Consider the following 17983-nt stretch of genomic DNA (forward strand, 5'->3'; position numbering starts at 1 on the left):
CCTCGGTTGCCGTCGCCTTCGGCGACGGCAAAGGGCCTCCGGCCCTTTAGTCGCCCTCCGGGCGACCAAGTGCGCAGCTGAGAAGGGGGGTTTGGTGTGTCGGGTATCTCTTGCAGGGGCTGGAGCCGGCCGCTGCCGTTTGCTGGCTTGATCACGCTTTCGTGCTGCTGTGCTCGTGCCTGCTCGACCGACGCGGCTTTGTACTGAACACTCATTCAGTACAAAGGTCTAGACAAGTTGAAGGGTCGAAACCCCTATATCTGACATCTCGTCACCTGCCGGCTTCGGGGGCGGCCGACCGCTCCCCTCAGGCTCCGATTCCGATTCCACTGACATAGGCGTAGGCAGCGAAGTCGGAATCCAAATCGGAGATGACGTCGTCCCAGATTTCATCAAGGATGCCGATGTCGTTCGTCGCCCATGCCTTGACAGCGTCTCCCCAGATGTAGCGGGCCTGGACGGAGCGATCGGACAGAGGCCGTCGATATTTGTCCGGAACAGCACTCTGGTCGACCGGAAAAATCTCCATCCGGCGCCCGTGTCCATTATTGTCAAGGATTCGTTTCAATGCACCGGATCGCACAAGGTTTTGGCGTCGCCTGCTCCAGTAGGCGTCGTCGACCGCTTTCAATTTGGCGGCGGACGGTTTCGCTCCCCGTTCCCATGAACGCAGCAGGCGACGGCTGACACCATGAGCGGCGAGTTCCGCCAGGCCGGCCGGTCCGGACAGATAGCGAAGACGAGCCTTCAAGCCGCGGCGGGTGGTAACCGGCGAGGTGATGCCTCCGGCCCGGGCGATGCGGTCGATCTCGCGGTGAAGAGCCTCGGCTCCGCGCATTCCGCGGGCCCTGTGTTTCTGCCACTCTCCCCACACATCGGATGCACCGCTCACGATTCACCCTCTCCAAGAGTGTAGGTGTATTTTGGCTTGACCTGCGAGAGGCCACGACCATATGCAAAAACTGACTGCCACTCACCAGCAATGTGCAACTCGTCGGTTCCCGAAATCTCTACCACCGTGAGCCCTGCCACATGCGCCTTATGAGCCTTCATCCACAGGTTAGCAAATGCCTGGGAACGGATGATGTGCATCCAGTCAGGCCGGCGGATCTCGCGATTCGCTGTCGATTCGCCGATCGTGGAGACAAATTTCGAATACATGGCCTTGATGTAATCGAGTGTCAGATCATCGCCGGCCTGGATCGCCCTCTCGCGAGTATCCGCCAGGGCGCGCCGCATTTTCTCCAGTAGCCCTTCACTGGCCCCGGAGGTCCACGATTCGTGGATCACCGGCATCTTGCACAGGCCTTGGCCGGCGCACCGGAGGAAGAGGCGGAGGGTGGGTTCGGTGACCCAGAGGGGTCCGGGTTCCTGGCGGGCGCCGAGAGGTGAGGGGAGATCTCTGTGAGTCCAGTCGGGTGGGGTGATGCGGTGGACTCCGGCCCGTTTCGGGTCGTGTGTGGTGGTTTTGGTGTGTGTGAGTCGCCCGATGGGCAGCCAGGTTTTGAGGGCGGCGAGGTAGGCGCCGTTGATGTCGAGGGCTGTCACATCGAGGTGGATGTGGCCGGCCCGGGCGGCTTGGTGCAGTTCGACGGAGCGCCACTTCGGCCGGCCCTCCCAGATCTGGTCCGCGCCTTTCTGGGAGCGTTTCTGCAGGATTTCCTGGGTCGGGGGGAATTCGGTGTGCTCGTATCGTCCACCGACCCGGGAGGCGGAGAACAGGGCCATGACGTCGGGGATTGCGTGTTTGATCAGCGCGGCGCGGGCCGTGTCGATGTCCCCGTCGGCTTCTTGGAGGCGGTGGTTGACGGCGGCCCGGATCCGGTCGGTCGGTGGCAGTGCGGGGGTGGCGCGGCGCGGTACCGGATTACGGGGCTGGTCTGCCGAAGGTGCCGGGTCCCGGTCGGGCTGGGGCGGTGGGGATGGCGCTGCAGGTGCTGTTGTGGGCAGTTGAGGGGGGTGCGCGGCGGGTTCGGCGGTCCGGCGGGCGGGTTCGGCGGTCCGGTTGCCGTGGTGACCGGACGCGGGTGTCCTGGGAGGCGGTGACGGCCGTCCGTCTGCGGGTTCGGTGCAGTCGGTCAGGGGGATGAGGGTTTGTGTCGGGGGGGTCGCGATGCGGTCGGCAGGGAGCGCGGCTGTGGCCCGGGTGGGCCCGGCCAGCAGGTCGAGGACGGGGACTCGCCAGTGCGCGGCCAGGGCATCGACGTCCCCGAGAGTCCAGGCGGTCTTCCCCGCTTGCTTGCGACTGATCTGCAGCTGACTCAGGCCGGTTCCGGCACCGACGTCGACCTGCCGCTCACGGGTGAGCTGCATAATCGCAGCCACCGTGAGCCTGAGAGTGGCCTCCGTACTCATCACGACTACAACCCTACCCTTTCGGTAGTCAATATTCGCATACAGAAGTCCCTCCTGGAGATTGACATGCGGGTTCGGCTCGCCGAGGCACTGCGAACATCCAGTGGGAGCTGGAGGACGACGGTTGGTGCTGGAGCGCCACCGCGGCGAACGGCGAGCACCGGACCGGGGCGGAATGCACAAGCTCTGAGGAGGCGGCCGCCCACACCGGTGCCTTCCTCGTCACCAACTCGTTGTAGCCCGACCGAACCATCCGTGGCGGCCGATCGGTACCGGTCGGCTCTCACCTCAACTGTCTCCGGCTCCCCCAGGAACCCAGCCTGCCGGTGACCTGGCGTGATCTCCAGGGGCGTATCAGCTCCATATCCCGCCGGTCTCGTTGCACAGCCGGGTGGTGGTCTTGTCGTGGTACCCAAGAGCCGATGCCGTCTTCACACGACCGTAGACACGGCAGAACAGCCACTCCGCCGAGCACAGCGCGTCCGAGCGGAGCCACGCCGACACATCGGCGGCCAGGACCAGGCGCCCGCCGTCGAAACGCGGCAGCGGCAGTCCGGCCAGCACCGTCCGCAGCCGGTCGACGTCGATCCGACCGTGGTTCAGGCCGCCGTACATCGTGCCCATGACGGGGCTCGGGCAGAAAAGTCAGGTCCACCGGGGACTTCACCGCACCCTCCGCGCGCAGCACTGCGTCCGCCGGCTCGACCATTTCATCGCGCCGAGCGGTCAGGCACTCGTAGAACTCGCCCCGGAAGCGTGACGCTTCCGCGAATGCTTCCCCCGTGCGGTATCAGGCAGCAGACGCACCACACGGCCTTCGTCGTGATCACGTGCACCTTGGTCGGAGCACATGATCAGACGAAGGCCGTTCCTGCATCCGGTGATTGCCGGGCCTGCGATCAAGTTCGACGGTCGTTCGAGAACCGTACGGGGGGTGCAATGTCAGAGATCGCTCAGTACCTGATCCATATCCCCGCTTTTGGTGGGCGTGGGGTTCTAGGCTGGAGAGGTGTCCGAGGGATCCGATCGGCTCGGGGAGCCTGCTTGTAGGGGTTGCGGTGACTGGCTGGGGCCAGCCTCGCGTTCGGACGCCATGTTCTGCTCGACGACGTGTCGTGCCAGGTCATGGCGGCGGGAGCGTCGGTTGCGGCGGCGGGTGCAGTCGGAGTTGAACGGGTCCGGCCGGGTTGTGTGTCCCGTGTGCGGGACGGCCTGGGTGGCTGGGGTGGATCGGCGTTCGGACGCCGTGTTCTGCTCGCGGCGGTGCCTGATGAGGGATTGGCGCTCCCGAAGCGAATCGTTCGACGAACGGCCACAGTGACCGCTGGGCGAACGCATCTGAATCGGATTTTCAGTCAGATTCTGGCTCTTGTGGTCGATCGTTGCGATCTTTCCCGGGCGGGTCCGAGCCTCGGTTGTGAGAGCGGGCCGTGTTCTGTCGCGGTCGAGGGGCTGTACCCCGGCCCGCCGTGGGTGGTGATCGTTGCCATGACCCAGGAAATCGAGAAGATCGGGAGTGTCGGGTTCGACCGATACACCGAGATCGTTACCGAGCTGCGGAAGCTCGTGGAGGCCATCGGCCAGGCTCAGTTTGCCGTCGGGGACTACGCGTTGGAGATCGAGCCGATGCGCGCGTTCCGGCAGCCGGAGCCGAGTGAGGAGATGTTCACGGTTCGGGACTCGTTGCTCCGGCTTGCCGAGGACATCGGCCTGTCCTACGCGGTCGTGAAGAACGCCCGGTGGGCGGCGTCGAAGTGGCCCAAGGACCAGCGCCGGCCGGAGGTGTCGTTCACGATCCATCGGATTATGGGCAGTATCGAGGACGAGGAGGAGAGGTTCGCAGCCGTCCGCACACCGCCTGAGGGCAAGGCCCGGTGGTCGGTCGACGACGCGAGGCGGAGGGTCGGTTGGAGGGTGGAGAATCCGGTCACGCCGGAGGAGAAGGTGTCCGCGATCCATGACCTGGCCCGGGACGAGGCGGTCGCGGCGACGGTGACCTCGGACTTCCTGCGCAGGCCGTCGGTGGTCTCCCAGGTCACCGAGCAGGAAAGGATCAGGGCGGCGGAGGAGCTGATCCGAGACGACCAGGTCGCCGCGGCCGTGGTCCCGGACGTTCTGCGGCGTCCGTCCGTGGTCTCCCAGGTCACCCCGGAGCAGAGGACGCGCGTCGTCGAGGAGCTAACCCGCGATGACCAGGTCGCAGCCAGGGTGACCGCTGGTCTGCTGCGCCGTCCGGATGTTGCCTTCCGAGCGATGTCGGATGACCGGGCCCGCCACGAGGTTAACCACGCCCAGGTCGAACGCGGCCGTCAGGCCCGTGAGGACTTCGAGCGGACCAGCCCCGTCGCGCCGACGGTGAAGCGGATCGACCGGACGGTGGAGTTCCTGGACCTGGTCACCGCCTGCCACGCCTTCGTCGCGGCCTGCGGCCGCGCCGTCCCGGGACTGCGGGACCGGCAGCTGTCCGACGACGAAAAGGTGATCATCCACGAGAACATCGCCCGTTCACGGGCGACGCTCGACTGGGTTGAAACGGCGGTGGACACCGGGAAGGTCGACGTCGACGGCGCGCTCGCCCGCCTGCTGCAGGGTGAGTAGTGGGATGCCGCGCGGTTCAACGCGCCGGTCGCCTGCCGCGCAGCGGCACGCCGACACGGTCCGGTTCGTGCTCTTCGAAGCACGGCCGGCAGGTCTGGCCTTCAAGCAGCTGGTCAGGTCGAGTGAGCTCTCGCCGCATCAGGCCCGAGCGGGCCTGGCCTGTCTGCGGGACACCATCGCCGAACAGGGCTGGCCGCCGCTGATCTGGACGAGGCCGGACGGCTACAAATTCTGCTCCGACCCGACCGAGCTTCAGGCCTACGAGGTCGCGGTCATCCGCGAGAAGCTCACCGAGATCCGCCAGTTCATCACGGGCGTCGTCGCCCCGCACGCCGCCCTGCAGCCCAAGGGCCGCTGGGTCCGGCACCTGAACACCCAGCTCAGCTCCGTCGAGTCCACGCTCGACGTGATCGCCGACTACATCGACGCGTGACCCGGTGGGGGCCGGCCGTCTTGCGGCCGGCCCCCACCCCCATGAAGGGAGGGGGCGTTGGCCCGGCGCCGCTGCTACCCCTCGGACACCTACGACGACGAGTGGGCCCTGATCGAACCGCTCCTTCCGATCCCGGCCTGCGAGACTCCTCGCGGCGGGCGGCCTGAGAAGCACCCGCGGCGCGAGATCGTGGACGCAATTCGGTACGTCGTCGACACGGGCTGCAAGTGGCGGGCCCTGCCCAAGGACTATCCGCCATGGCGAACCTGCTACAACTTCATGGCCCGCTGGGCCGCGGCCGGGGTGATCGGCCAGATCCGCGACCAGCTCCGCAAGCGCGTCCGCCGGGACATGGGGCGTTCACCCGGAGCGGTTGCCACCATCATCGACTCGCAGTCCGTCAAGGCCGCCGAGACCGTCGGCAAGGACTCGCGGGGCTACGACGCCGCCAAAAAGATCAACGGCAGGAAGCGGCATCTCGTCGTGGACACGAAAGGCCTGCCGCTGTTCGTCATGGTCACCTCAGCCGACATGACCGACCGCGATGCGGCCAAGGAGGTCCTGTTCCGGCTGAGGCTCATGCACCCCGAGATCACGATCGTCTGGGCCGACTCCGCCTACGCCGGACAACTCGTGAACTGGGCGAAGAAGTACCTGAACCTGACGGTGAAGACCGTCAGCCGACCGAAGAACGCCGTCGGGTTCGTCGTCTTGCCCCTCCGCTGGGTGGTCGAAAGGTCACTCGCCTGGGTTATGCACGCCCGCAGACACGCCCGAGACTACGAACGCCTAGTCCAAAACTCTGAATCACTGATCACCTGGGCTGCGATCACCCTCATGACCAGGCGCATCACCCGCCGCACGTCCCGCCGGACCGGCCAGCCCGCCTCACGCGAGGCCCACCGGGACTGACCGCGGTCACTACCGCGCACGCCAACCGCGCGTTCCGACTCGCGCACCCTCGCACGGAGCTTCACGGCTCGTCAGCCTCTCAAATCGGGGGCCTCGGGGTCGCCGGAAATTGGGTCTGGCGCGGTCTCCGCATGCCCCCGGCTGCCCTCCGACAGTGGTGCGCGATCCTTGGGCCGACCTTCTCCAAGCAGGTGCTCACCCGCCCGCTCACGCCGTCGCCAAACAGGCTCTGAACTGGTGTTTTTCAGAGGTCCGCCTAGGCTGGGGTCTCCGCTGGAGACGCCATTGGGGGGACTTGATGAGTGACAACGACAACCCGTACGACGCCAGCCGGATCGAGGTGCTGGAGGGATTGGAAGCCGTTCGGAAGCGGCCTGGAATGTACGTCGGCTCGACCAGTCAGCGTGGCCTGCACCAGATCGTGTTCGATGTCGCCGAACGGGCGGTGACCGAAGTCCTGGCCGGCCGTGCCAGCGCCGTCGAGGTCACCCTCACGTCCGACGGCGGCGTACGTGTCGCCGACGACGGGCCCGGTGTCCCCGTCGAGGCCGCCGGGGACACCAGCGGTCCCGGCCTCGAAGCGCTGCTCACCCGCATGCACCCCGGGGTGGCGGAGCCGCGCGGCCGCCACGCTGTGGCCATGAGCCTCTTCGGCATCGGGCCCTGTGTCACCAACGCCTTGTCGAGCCGCCTGACAGCCGAGGTGCGGCGCGATGGAGTCCACTGGGTCCAGGAGTACGCACGGGGCGTCGCGCTCGCCCCACCCACCAGTGCAGGACCGACGACCAGAAGCGGGACCAGCATCACGTTCTGGCCCGACACCGGCATCTTCGAGACGACGGAGTGCTCGTTCGCTGTGCTGGCAGAGCGCTTCAGGGAACTGGCCTTCCTCAACCGGGACCTGGACATCTCGCTGACCGACGAACGCCCCCCGGGCCGATCCCGATCGGTGCGGTACCGGTTCCCGGGCGGGGCTCGGGACTTCGTCGCCTTCCTCGACGCGCAGGCAGGAGCATCCGTTCACCCGGACATCATCGGCTTCGAGCACGAAGACCCGCAGATCGCCGGGACCGTCGAGGTGGCCCTGCGGTGGCATGAGTCCCCCGGGGAGCGGCTCCAGGGCTACGCCAACAGCGAGCCCACACCCCACGGCGGCACGCACATGACAGGATTCCGCGACGGGGCGGCGGCCGCAGTCAACGCGTATGTGCGGGAGCGGGGACTCCTGGCGGAGGCAGCCCCCGAACTCAGCATCGACCAGATCGGCCACGGGCTGACGGCGGTCGTATCGGTGAAGCTGGACCGGCCCGAGTTCTCGGGCTCCACGCGCGGCGTACTGGAGGGCGCCGCAGTGCGCACCAGCGTCGCCGATGCCGTACGGGAACACCTCGGCACATGGCTGGAGAGGCACCCGGAGCAGGCCTCGGCCATCGTCGGCCGGATCATCCAGGGCGCCCGCCAGGACTAGACAGCCGCGGACCACCCCTGCCTGCGCTCCTCCCGGGAACCGGCAGGAGCGCAGGCAGGGGTGGTTGGGGTGGAGTGCGTCCAACAGCCAGCTACTCGGGTCCGCCGGCCTGTCGACAAGCGCACTACCCTGCGGGCCACCTGCAGTGCTCACCAAGGCCCGCGCTCCCTACGTCAGGCCACACAGTTGAGGTTCGGGAACAGGTACTCAGCTTGTCTTTTATCTACCAGGACCTACCGGGTCTGCCGATGGCCTTGAGGGTCTCAGGGCGTTTGACGGTCTTGCCGACGTCGTAGCGGGGTGCGGGGCGGCGGTTCTTCGAGCCTGGAGGTCGTCCGGGACCGGTGCCGCGAGGTTGGGGAACACGAGCCGGGCAGAGCAGGTGGACTCGGATGTTCCTGAACCCCCGGCGGACCCGGGCTGGGGTGAGGCGTTCGGGTTTGGTCGGTTTCTCCCAGGGGCGGCGGAGGTCGGCGGCCAACGGCCGGGCGAGGCGGAGCTGGGTGTGGGCGACGATGACGATCCATGTCCAGCGGTCGCCGGCCTGGGGAGTGCGGAGCTTGGGCCGGGTCCAGCCCAGGGTCTGTTTCATCAGCCGGAAGGTGTGTTCCAGGTCGAAGCGCCTCAGGAAAGCCTGCCAGCGGACATCGACGTCCTCGCCGGTCAGGCCGGTGGCGGACGACCGCAGCCAGAGGGGCAGCGGGTCTCCGCCGCCGGGGAGGCGGTCGACCTGGAGGCGGATGAGGGTGCCCTCGATGACCGGCAGGGGTCCTGTGTGGTCGATCCACGCGGAGCGGGTGGTGAGCCTCGGGTGGATGCGGTCCCAGGATGCCGCTTGGGTGGTGCCGTATCGGTCGGTGACCTGCGCGGTCGCCGCGTCGGGTTCGCCTCAGGTCCCGGGCTTGGCGAAGTGGAACTCCTTGCCGTGCTTGGGCGGGTGGCCGCCGCGGGGGTGGGCCCGGTAGTACTCTTCGCGGGAGGGCGCCGGGCGGCGCATGACCCGGTCCGCGCGCATGCGACCGAGGATCTCGACCGGCAGGCCGTGCAGGAGGTGGGCCATGCGCGGCGCGTCGTATCCGGCGTCGAAGACGACGAGGATGTCGCGGTCGCCGGTGTGCCAGCGGCCCATCTCAATGAGGTCGGTGACTACCCGGCGGACTTGGGCGGCGGTGACCTCGGCGGCGTCGTCGGCAGGGCCGAGACGGACGGCGTCCAGGAGCTGGCACCAAGAGGTCCGGCCGGATTCGAGGGCGGCGACGAAGGAGTAGGGCCAGCCGGGTATGAGCTGGTCCGAGGTCCGTCCGCTGCGGCCGTAGACGTGGCAGAAGAGGCGGTCCGCGCTGGTGGGGGCGTCGGGGCGGAGCCAGTGGCTGACGTCGACCGCGAGGACCAGACGCCCGTCGGCGGCCTGCGGCATGGGCAGGCCGGCCAGGACCTGCCGCAGCCGGGGCACATCGATATTCCCGTTGTTCAGCGCGTCGTACAGGGCGCCGTGCCCGCGCCGGTGCTCGGCCACCAGCGTCAGGTCCACCGGCGTCCTCACCGGACCGTCCGCACACAGGAAGGCGTCCACCAGCTCGAACAGCTCGTCCCCGCGCGGCGGTCAGGCAGTCGAACAGGTCGTCCCGGAAGCGTGACGCTTCCGCGAACGCTTCTCTCCGGACAGCACCAGGCAGCAGACTCACCCTCACGGCCTTCGTCGTGGTCACGTGCATCCTTGGTCGGAGCACATGATCAGACGAACGCCGCCCCCATGTCCGGCGAATGCCCACGTGAGCTGCTCAGTTCGAGGCGCATTTCGATACCGGATCTTGAAAACTGGCTCAGCGGCACACGAGGTCACATCATGACTGACATGCTTTTTCCCGTTCCACCGGAGGGCGGTGCGGGAACTTCGCCGCCCTGACGTCACGTTGGTCTTTCCAGGGGGGAAAGGGGAGATCCGGGTGAAGAAAACACGTCAGCGTGACCGTGACATGCCAGGGCCCCAGGCTCCCTGGGACGAAATCATTCCAGGGTTGTGGATGGGCGGTCACTACTGGACCGATCCAGCCGGTGAACTCCAACCAGTCATCGTCGGTGGCGAGTTCGACCTCGTAGTCAGCCTGTTCACTCGTTCCGGTCATGGGCCCCAGCCCGGCACCGAGCACCTTGTCGCAGAGATTCCCGATGACCCGCTCAGCGCGGATCAGATCGGCGCGGTGCAGCGACTCGCACACACCACCGCACACGCTGTCCAGAACGGGCGCACAACCCTTGTTCGCTGTCACTCCGGCTACAACCGCTCAGGCCTTGTTGTGGCGCAGGCCCTCATTCAACTGGGCCAGGAAGCCACTGCGGCAATCGATCTCGTTCAAGAGAAACGATCCCCGTGGGCGTTGAACAATGCGACCTTCAGAAACTACCTGACAACGGGCCTGGATGTCGCCCGCCTCCTGACTGGGCTCCAAGGTTAAAAGACAAGCTCATCTTGACGTTTAACCTCAGCTCGACAGTTCCACGACGGGCAGCCAGCATCAAGGCCAAGCCGGAGCACACTCTCGTGCCTGGATCCGGCAGCTCACGGACCGGCGTTGCCCTCGAAAGCGCCCAGGTTGATCAGGCTTATTCGGTCGTCCCAGGCATCCCACCGCACATGCTTCTGCGCACCCCAGTAGTAGTTGTCGTAGCCCATGAGGTCGCCGTATGCCTCGTCTTCGTTTGCCCTGTCGGGTGTGCCGAACACGGCCAGGAGACCCTCGTACGAGGTCAGGTGGGCGAAATGGGAGAGATGAGGTCCGTAGATCGCGAAGCCGACGACGGCTCCGGCCCGAATCTTGTAGGTGAGCTTGTCGGCGCAGTACAAGAACCCGTCTGACTGGGCAGCGTGGTCGACGACCTCGTCGAGGGTCAGCCGCCGCCCGTCGGCGTCGTAGTACTCGCTGTCGATGTTGGTCCCGCCGCGGTACCGGGCGACTACGGAGGACTGCGCCTGGATGATGATCCGGCGTGGAATGCTGGTGGCTGGTGCTCCCAGCGCCGTGCCGCCCATCTCGACGGTCGTGAGGTCAAGGTGTGGCCGGGACAGCACGTCCAGGTTGTCGAGGATCTCGATCATCGTCAGAGTCTAGGCCTGACGTTCATCCAATGCGCCGGGGCTTGGTGCCGACCTTGTGGTGTGAGGGCCGAGTGCAGGGCTCGCCGGTGGCGAGGACGCGTCCGACGCCGTAGCGGGTGGCCGGCTGCTGGTTTTTCGAGCCGAGTGGGCGGCCGGGGCCGGGTCGGGTGGGTTTCGGTGCACGGGCCGGCGTGCCCGTCCGCGCGTGCAGGTTCCTGAACCCTCGGCGGACCCGGGCGGGGGTGAGCTTGTTCGGTTCCGCTGGCCGTTCCCACGGTCGGCGGAGATCCGCGGTGAGCGGGCGGGCGAGGCGGAGTTGTGCGTGGGCGGCCAGGACGAGCCAGGTCCAGCGGTCGGCCGCGGCGGAGTCTCGGAGCTTGGGCCGGGTCCAGCCGAGGGTCTGCTTGAGCAGGCGGAACGTGTGCTCGACGTCGAACCTTCGTAGGAACGCCTGCCAACATCGGTCGACGTCCTCGGGGGCGCCCCTGGTGCCCGACCACCACAGCCAGACCGGCTTGTTGACCCCGCCGCTGGGCAGCTTCGCCACGGTCAACCGGATGACCGTGCCCTCGATGATCGGCAACGGCCCCACGTGATCCCCCCACGCGGCCCTGCGTGTCAATCGGGGATGGAGCCGGTCCCACGCCTGAGCGGTCGCGGTCCCGTACCGCTCCGTGGTCGTGGAGGTGACCGCCGCCGCCTCGCCCCAGGTGAGCGGGTCGCCGGACACGAACTCGCCGCCATGCTTGGGCGGGCGCCCGCCCTGCGGCGGGCAGATCCACGGGACGGGGACAGGCTTGCGCATCACCCGGTCCGAGCGGAGCCGGCCCAAAACCTCGATCGGCATGTCGGCCAGGAGGTGCGCGATCCGAGGTGCGTCGTATCCGGCATCGAGGACGACGAGGACGTTCGGTTGACCCTGCCGCCACTGGCCGGCCGTGATGAGGCGTTCGATGACCTCGCGGACCTGGATGGCGGTGACGGCCGCGAGGTCGGTGCCGGGCTCCAGCCGGATCGCGTCCAGCAGGGCGGTCAAGGAGGTGCGGCCGGTCTCCAGCGCGGCAACGATCGAGTACGGCCAGCCCGGCACCATCTGATGCTTGCCTAGGCCCCGGCCGAAGGTGTGGCAGATGGAACGGTCCGAGCTCGTGCCGGCGTCCGGCCGTAGCCACGGCGAGACATCGACCGCCGGCACCAGAGGCCCGTCGGCAGCGCGGGGCAGCGGCACCCCGACCAGGGCACGGCGGAACCGGGCCACGTCGATCCGGCCTTGGTTCAGTCCGGCGTAGAGGGCGCCGTGCCCGCGCCGGTGCTCGGGCGCGAGGGCCAAGTCCACGAGCGTGCGAACCGGACCGTCGGTGCACAACAACGCGTCACACAGCTCGAAGTGGGCATCGCCCCGGGCGAGCAGGGAGGCGTACAACTCGGTGCGGAACGCCGTCACCGCGGTGAACGCGTCTGGTTGAACCCAGTGCTCGACCTGTCCCACGATCCGGCCTCCACGCGCCGCGCCGACCTCTGCCGGCAGGATCAGGCCCCGGCCCCGTGGACACGCCGTGAATAGGGGAAACCCTGAACAAGTTCGAGCCACGTTCGACGGCGGACCAAAAACGTCAAGTTTAAGACCTGTTCCGTAACTGGGCGGTGCCCCCTCGCCGATCCCGGAGCGGGCCGTGTCAGTGGCTGGTGACAGGATCGACGGGTGCTGATCAAGGGATATGACGTCGACACGTTGGTGGCGGGTGAGTCGCTGCTTGCCCGCCCGGGCTTCTGGTCGAACTACCTTCTGGCGATGTGCAGCGACGGGGGGTGTGCCGAGCGGCCGGTTCCTGAGTGGTTCGGCGACGACGGCGCCGATGCCGATGCCCTGTCCGAGGTCCTCTTCGATCCCGAACGCTGGCCAGTGTTTCGGGTGCCGGCCGAAACCGGCCCCGGAGCCGTGGTGGTCTACCGCAACCTGGACGGCGACTACGGCACCGACTATCTCCTCACCCATCCCGGCAGGAGCTACGTCCAGCAGATCGCGAGTTGGGACGGAGATTTCAGGGGTACTGGGCTGACGTGGGGCGAACTGGTCCGCATCGCTGACAACCCCTCCTCCGGTGCCGAAGGTGTCCAGGACACGGCAGCTCGCCTCCTGCTGGTACTTCCGCTCCTTACCGACCCGGACGTGCCAGAAGAGACGTCGGCCAGGCTCACCTCCGCCCTGACGGTGGTCGGCGGGCCGCAAGATACTGCCTCCAACGCGGCGGAGCACTTGCTGGCCCACCTCACGAGAAGATCCCTGCACGATCCCGCGTGGGAGTCTCCACTCAGCGGAAGCTGAGAGGCGAGTCGAGCTGCTGGGCCGCCGCATGAAATGATCTTGATGTGGCCTCCTGTGCCGGGCTGAGCCGACACTGCCGCCCCACGGCCCGGCCACCGGGATTTTGAGACTTTTGAGACCGCCCTACATACGCGGGCGCCGTGAACCGTGCAGGCCGGACGGCCCGGGCCACGACTCGGGCCTGGCGAGGCTGAACTCCTTGCCGTGCTTGGGCGGCCGGCCGCCCTTGCGGTCGTAGACGCGCGGCGGTTTCGGCAGCTGCAGGACGCGGTCCGAGCGCAGACGTCCGACCAGTTCAACGGGGAGGTCCCGCAGGACCCAGGCCAGACGCATCACGTCGTAGCCCGCGTCCATCACGACCAGGACGTCGCTGTCGCCGCGCTGCCACTGACCGACCGAGACCAGGCGCTCGACCACGGCCCGCAGCTGGTCGGCGGTGACCGCGGCGGCACCGTCTGTCGCGCCCAGCCGGACCGCGTCCAGGACCTGTGTCCACGACGTGCGGTCCGGGGTGAGCGCGGCGACGAAGGAGTACGGCCAGTCCGGCACCACGTGGTCCGATGAACGGCCGTTGCGGCCGTGGACCGGGCAGAACAGCCGATCCGGCGAGCAGGCGGCGTCCGACCGCAGCCACGGCGATACGTCCACCGTGAGCACGATCCGCCCGGCGAACCGTGGAAGCGGCAGCGATATCAGCAGGTCACGCAGAGCGTCGATGTCGAGCCGGCCGTGGTTCAGGGCCCCGTACAGCGAGCCGTAGCCGCGCTGGTGCTCGGCCAGCAGAGACAGCTCGACCGGCGTCCGGGGCCGGGCCGTCCGCGCACAGCAGCGCGTCGGTCAGGTCGAAGAACGCGTCCGCCCGGACGGACAGACAGCCGTAGAAGGCCGTCCGAAAGCGTGATAGTTCCGCGAACGTCTCCCCATCGCGGACCGGCGCCGGCACACTCATCCCACGACCTTCCTCGCGAACTCCTGTGTCTCGTCGCAGAGTTCAGGATCACGAGAAAGGTCGCCTCACACCCTGCAATCACTCCAAAGAGTGACCGCCGGATGTTCAGGAACAAGTGAGCTGCCCTTACGCGGGTGCGCGCGTAGAGAGCGGTGTTCGGCTCCCTGTTCGGTAGCCGGGATCCTCGGCGGCCGTCACAGCGGCCGGGAGGGGCGCCCGCGCCTGCTCGGGGCTGCGTTCGCGGAGGTACGGGGGATCTCCAAGACTGAGCACTTGCTGCGGGGGGGGCGACGCGGTGGACGGCACCTGCCGCCGACAGATGAACCGGCAGCTCATTGTGCAGGAGTTCCGCCACAAGCTGGCGAGGGACGTGCGCCACGGCAAGCGCGGCACCGTTCACCAGGGGTACCGCAACGGGATGGAGGACCGGCTCGGCGCCCCGAGCCGGTCGGGCAGCTCCGCCCACGGTGTTCCGGTCCGGTACTTGAACGCGATCGCGTCGATCACCTCCCGGTGGTCACGCCATCGTCCGTCCCGCCTCGGCGTCCGGTCCGGCTGCAATGGCTCGATCCGCGCCCGGTGCGCATCGGTGCTCTGCCCCTGGAGGGGTCTCGTCGCGCCTGGTTCCGTGACCTGTCTCAGGGGGTGATGAGCGGCTCGTAGGTGCGGCCCTCCGGCGTGAAGATCAGGACGAATTCCTCTCCCGGCCGGGTGGCGACTTCCCGCAAACGGGCCAAGGCGTCTGCCGGGCTCGGAAGGCTGAGGCCGAGGGCTGCGGCGGCGCGGTCTCTGCGGGCCGTGAGGCCCGGCTCGTCCTCCAGGTACTCGGCCACGAGTTCGCGGCTCTCCTCGTCCGTGAATGCCCGGCAGTCACGCCACCAGGGGGCGACCAGTAGCAGCCGGACCAGTTCGGACAGGCCGGTGGCGACCAGAGCCGCGCTTCCTTCGGAGTCGGCATAGAGGACGGGACGTTCCTCGCCGCCTTCACCGCAGAAGAAGTACGTACCGCCCGAACCGTCGCCGGCGAACCCCTCAAGCGCGGCGCCCGAGGCGAGGTGTACGTCCTCAACATGGTCACCACGGTCCAGGTCGAAGTCACCGGGCCAGGCGAGGAAACGGGCTGCTTCCTCCTGCTCGCGGACGGCAGCGATCAAAGACTCCATGGGCCGCAGCCTACGGCGCGCCGCTTGACGACCTCGTCTCGGTGACTGGTTCGACCCGTCCGCGCAGCGGTGGCGGTGGTGGGCGTCCAGGAAGACGCAGTGGCGGTGGAGCGGACGCCTGCGCGTCCTGCCCTCAGGCGTTTCTGCGGTGACCGGGTGCGGAAAGGGGGCTCCGGTCCGGTCAAGGTACCGCTCAGGCTCGTCTGCGGTGCCGCAGGGTGCTCCTGAGGTGGGGCGAGCCTGCGGACCCGCATGCCCCAGCGTCCGGGCCAGGAGGGTGGGAGCGCCAGGAACAGGGGGCCTCTATCGCCGGCAGGCCGTCGCAGGTGCAAGGGGCCGTAAACTCCGCCGCTGGTGAGAAGGAGGCGTTCGCCGGACCCGGGTAGCGGGTTACGGAAGGCGCGGACCCGGGTGTCCCGCACAGATGCCTCGGGTGGTGGCTGAAGCAGGCGTGCACGGGCCAGGAAGCCGGCAAGCCCGGCCTGCGTACGATGCGGCTGTGTGGCCGTCCCTGGCCCGTGGGGCTCGAGGCGCCCGGTCACGCCGCTGACGACGTCCTCGGCACCGTAACCCGCCGCAGCCCTCACCATCTGGCTCCGAATATGACCGGCCGGACAAGTCGTGGGGCTCAGTGGTCCGCCTGCTGTGCGAGCCCGTCGAGGAGAAGGTCGAGACCGAAGGCGAACTCGTCGTCGGGGTTGACTGCGGTGAGGCTCTCGGCCGTGGCGGCGATGGCGGGGTGGGTGGTGGGGTCGAGTTCACCGTAGTAGTCGGCGAGGGGTGGGCCGTCGGGTTCGCGCTGCTGGACGGCGAAACCGATGACGTAGTGGCCGACGGCGGTGAAAGCGCGGGCCGCCAGAGCGGGCGGCAGACCGTGGCGGAGCAGGGCGGCGAGGACACGTTCACGCTGGGCGAGGGCGTTGGGGCCGACGGGGACGTAGTCCATGAGGCTGGGAAGGAGGCCGGGGTGCCGGGTGAGGACGGCACGCAGTTGGTGCCCCATGGTGCTCAGTACACCCCTCCAATTGGCGGGAACGGCTGGAGGAAGAGTGTCGGCGCCGTCGTGGAGCGGGGGACGGGGGTGGTTCTGTCGAGGGCGTCGGTGTGGCGGCTGCTGACCGGCCGGCTCGGGTGGAGTCTGCAGCGGCCCGAACGGCGGGCGGTCGAGCGGGACGAGTCGGAGATCGCCCGCTGGATCGCGCACGAGTGGCCGCGCATCAAAAAAGGGCCGTGAACACACGTGCCTGGATCGTTTTCCTCGACGAATCAGGTGTCTCCCTGCTGCCGCAGGTCCGCCCCACCTACGCTCCCCGGGGTCGGACCCCGCTGCTGAGGCACCGGCTGAACTGGAAGCGCGCGTCGATGGCCGCCGCGCTGGGCTACCACTCCACCGACCCCGATCGCGGAGCCCGTCAGTGCTTCGACCTCAGGCCCGGCAGCTACGACACCGCCGGGCTGATCGAGATTCTGGAGCGGATGAAGGTGTTCTACGGCGGCGAGAGCGTGGTCCCGGTCTGGATGGGCTGTCCGCCCACTGGAGCCGGGCGATGCGGGCCTGGGTCGCCGGGGAGGACTGGCTCACCCTGGAACAGCTGCCCGCCCACGCTCCCGAGCTGAACCCGGTGGAACTGCTGTGGTCCTCACTCAAGAAACGCGAACTCGCCAACCTCGCCGGCGACCACCTCGCCGATGCCACCGAACAAGGCATCCACCGCATCAACCACAACCCACAACTGCCATGGTCCTTCCTCACCCACACCGGACTCACCATCCACCCACCACACCCACCGAACCTACGAAAAGATCAGTAGAAGGAAGAACACAACCGGTCCCACAAGCAGGTCCGAGCACGCGCCGCATCACGAATCTCGCATGCAGACAAGCTTCCCCTCCACGACGTTCTCTGCCTCAATTCATTCCAAGGGTTGAGGGAAATTTGAATCCATTGCAATAAGACGTGGTGCGATAATAACCGATGCAACATCACCCGCCAGTGTTCTCCCCAGCCAAACCACGGTATGCATATCATCCCCCGGGAACGCGATGAGGTCGGCCCGACTCCCTTCCTCTCGAACCACGTGAGCACTGGAACCAATCATCTCGGCCGACAGCGTCCCCGACTCAATCCGGCCTTCCATCGATTCTTCATAGGAGTGGCGAAAAAACTCAGCCAGGATGCTCCATGATGCAGCGTCCGAAAAGGCGACCTGAGCCGACTCCCCCCAGAATCCAGGAAAACACCCCATCGGGTTTTGGCCCACCTGCTGATCTATCCCGAGAGCTGCTTCCCAACGGTCTACGGGATCATCCAGGATCGTCATTCGCCCGCCGGAGCATTCCGCCCCTTCAAGGGGTTCACCCATGAACTCGTACGGCGCCCTAACCCATGAGATCTCCATCTGGTAGGAGCCCGGTGGAATCCGCTCACCCAGTTCGATCCATTCCTCGCCCGCCCATGGTGAGCCAACAACTAGGCGACCGCTGGGAATTCTCACCAAACCAAGAGGTACCACATGGCTCACCAGAACTGGCGTGCCAGGATCATCGAAACGAACACCCAATCGAGCATCTCGAACAAAAAGCTTCTCCAAATGTGCTGCCGTTCTCGGCCCGGCAATCGGACGGCCGGGGTGCGCCTGAGTCGCCACCTCTACTCCCATGCAATTAGTCTCATTCGCCGAA

General features: G+C 67.4%; 15 protein-coding genes and 6 pseudogenes. 9 read left to right on the forward strand and 12 right to left on the reverse strand.

The genetic code is table 11. From position 1 onward, the window contains the following. From ACIQ9E_RS23125 to ACIQ9E_RS23140, 4 genes and pseudogenes are all read right to left on the reverse strand, one after another. The coding region (locus ACIQ9E_RS23125; RefSeq protein WP_403709874.1) for a hypothetical protein at positions 1-215 on the reverse strand (215 nt) is incomplete at its 3' end. Positions 216-307: 92 nt separating this feature from the next. Continuing rightward, entirely contained in the window at positions 308-892 is a 585-nt protein-coding gene (locus tag ACIQ9E_RS23130; protein ID WP_403709876.1) for a hypothetical protein, read from the reverse strand. Then, positions 889-2355, reverse strand: coding sequence for an acyltransferase (locus ACIQ9E_RS23135; RefSeq protein WP_403710239.1), 1467 nt, complete (start codon positions 2353-2355; stop codon positions 889-891). The genes ACIQ9E_RS23130 and ACIQ9E_RS23135 overlap by 4 nt, the downstream gene beginning before the upstream one ends. Before the next feature lie 420 nt (positions 2356-2775). Beyond that, positions 2776-3162 (reverse strand): annotated as a pseudogene (locus ACIQ9E_RS23140) (transposase); the annotation flags it as partial. Between the two features lie 681 nt (positions 3163-3843). On the opposite strand from ACIQ9E_RS23140, the gene ACIQ9E_RS23145 reads away from it, so the two are divergent. From ACIQ9E_RS23145 to ACIQ9E_RS23160, 4 genes and pseudogenes are all read left to right on the forward strand, one after another. After that, on the forward strand, positions 3844-4953 hold the full coding sequence (locus ACIQ9E_RS23145) for a DUF6192 family protein (protein WP_403709878.1): 1110 nt from the start codon (positions 3844-3846) through the stop codon (positions 4951-4953). 4 nt (positions 4954-4957) lie between these two features. After that, positions 4958-5386 carry a RacP protein gene (locus ACIQ9E_RS23150; RefSeq protein WP_403709880.1) on the forward strand — a complete coding sequence of 143 codons (429 nt, stop codon included), beginning with the start codon at positions 4958-4960 and terminating at the stop codon, positions 5384-5386. Positions 5387-5443: 57 nt separating this feature from the next. Beyond that, a pseudogene (locus ACIQ9E_RS23155) lies at positions 5444-6255 on the forward strand (IS5 family transposase); the annotation flags it as partial. Between the two features lie 341 nt (positions 6256-6596). Next, entirely contained in the window at positions 6597-7766 is a 1170-nt protein-coding gene (locus tag ACIQ9E_RS23160; RefSeq protein ID WP_403710240.1) for a DNA gyrase subunit B, read from the forward strand. A gap of 223 nt (positions 7767-7989) precedes the next feature. Here ACIQ9E_RS23160 and ACIQ9E_RS23165 read toward each other — a convergent pair. Then, a pseudogene (locus ACIQ9E_RS23165) lies at positions 7990-9451 on the reverse strand (NF041680 family putative transposase). A gap of 261 nt (positions 9452-9712) precedes the next feature. Between ACIQ9E_RS23165 and ACIQ9E_RS23170 the strand changes: the two are divergent. After that, on the forward strand, positions 9713-10222 hold the full coding sequence (locus tag ACIQ9E_RS23170; protein WP_403709882.1) for a protein phosphatase: 510 nt from the start codon (positions 9713-9715) through the stop codon (positions 10220-10222). Positions 10223-10326: 104 nt separating this feature from the next. On the opposite strand, the gene ACIQ9E_RS23175 is transcribed toward ACIQ9E_RS23170, so the two are convergent. Both ACIQ9E_RS23175 and ACIQ9E_RS23180 read right to left on the reverse strand, forming a co-directional pair. Beyond that, on the reverse strand, positions 10327-10863 hold the full coding sequence (locus ACIQ9E_RS23175; RefSeq protein ID WP_403709884.1) for a hypothetical protein: 537 nt from the start codon (positions 10861-10863) through the stop codon (positions 10327-10329). Between the two features lie 22 nt (positions 10864-10885). Beyond that, positions 10886-12352, reverse strand: coding sequence for an NF041680 family putative transposase (locus tag ACIQ9E_RS23180; RefSeq protein WP_403709887.1), 1467 nt, complete (start codon positions 12350-12352; stop codon positions 10886-10888). A gap of 213 nt (positions 12353-12565) precedes the next feature. Here ACIQ9E_RS23180 and ACIQ9E_RS23185 point away from each other — a divergent pair, with 213 nt between their 5' ends. Then, positions 12566-13189, forward strand: coding sequence for a hypothetical protein (locus tag ACIQ9E_RS23185; protein WP_403709889.1), 624 nt, complete (start codon positions 12566-12568; stop codon positions 13187-13189). Positions 13190-13354: 165 nt separating this feature from the next. Here ACIQ9E_RS23185 and ACIQ9E_RS23190 read toward each other — a convergent pair. Further along, positions 13355-14138 (reverse strand): annotated as a pseudogene (locus ACIQ9E_RS23190) (transposase); the annotation flags it as partial. A 192-nt stretch (positions 14139-14330) separates the two neighbouring features. Here ACIQ9E_RS23190 and ACIQ9E_RS23195 point away from each other — a divergent pair. Next, positions 14331-14577 (forward strand): annotated as a pseudogene (locus ACIQ9E_RS23195) (Tn3 family transposase); the annotation flags it as partial. Here ACIQ9E_RS23195 and ACIQ9E_RS23200 read toward each other — a convergent pair. From ACIQ9E_RS23200 to ACIQ9E_RS23210, 3 genes and pseudogenes are all read right to left on the reverse strand, one after another. Beyond that, positions 14535-14699 carry a transposase gene (locus ACIQ9E_RS23200; protein WP_403709891.1) on the reverse strand — a complete coding sequence of 55 codons (165 nt, stop codon included), beginning with the start codon at positions 14697-14699 and terminating at the stop codon, positions 14535-14537. The pseudogene ACIQ9E_RS23195 and the gene ACIQ9E_RS23200 overlap by 43 nt on opposite strands. A 77-nt stretch (positions 14700-14776) precedes the next feature. Continuing rightward, on the reverse strand, positions 14777-15301 hold the full coding sequence (locus ACIQ9E_RS23205) for a hypothetical protein (protein ID WP_403709893.1): 525 nt from the start codon (positions 15299-15301) through the stop codon (positions 14777-14779). Between the two features lie 628 nt (positions 15302-15929). After that, a pseudogene (locus ACIQ9E_RS23210) lies at positions 15930-16331 on the reverse strand (TetR/AcrR family transcriptional regulator C-terminal domain-containing protein); the annotation flags it as partial. Between ACIQ9E_RS23210 and ACIQ9E_RS23215 the strand changes: the two are divergent. Together ACIQ9E_RS23215 and ACIQ9E_RS23220 are read left to right on the forward strand one after the other, a co-directional pair. Then, on the forward strand, positions 16296-16535 hold the full coding sequence (locus ACIQ9E_RS23215; protein ID WP_403710241.1) for a winged helix-turn-helix domain-containing protein: 240 nt from the start codon (positions 16296-16298) through the stop codon (positions 16533-16535). The pseudogene ACIQ9E_RS23210 and the gene ACIQ9E_RS23215 overlap by 36 nt on opposite strands. Before the next feature lie 313 nt (positions 16536-16848). Then, on the forward strand, positions 16849-17112 hold the full coding sequence (locus tag ACIQ9E_RS23220; RefSeq protein ID WP_403709895.1) for a transposase: 264 nt from the start codon (positions 16849-16851) through the stop codon (positions 17110-17112). A gap of 102 nt (positions 17113-17214) precedes the next feature. Here the strand turns inward: ACIQ9E_RS23220 and ACIQ9E_RS23225 are convergent, their stop codons facing one another. Further along, positions 17215-17961: a DUF4241 domain-containing protein gene (locus tag ACIQ9E_RS23225; protein WP_403709897.1), complete on the reverse strand. Its 747-nt coding sequence runs from the start codon at positions 17959-17961 to the stop codon at positions 17215-17217. Positions 17962-17983: the final 22 nt, after the last annotated feature.

This window comes from Streptomyces sp. NPDC094448 (assembly GCF_044763775.1).
GTDB lineage: Bacteria > Actinomycetota > Actinomycetes > Streptomycetales > Streptomycetaceae > Streptomyces.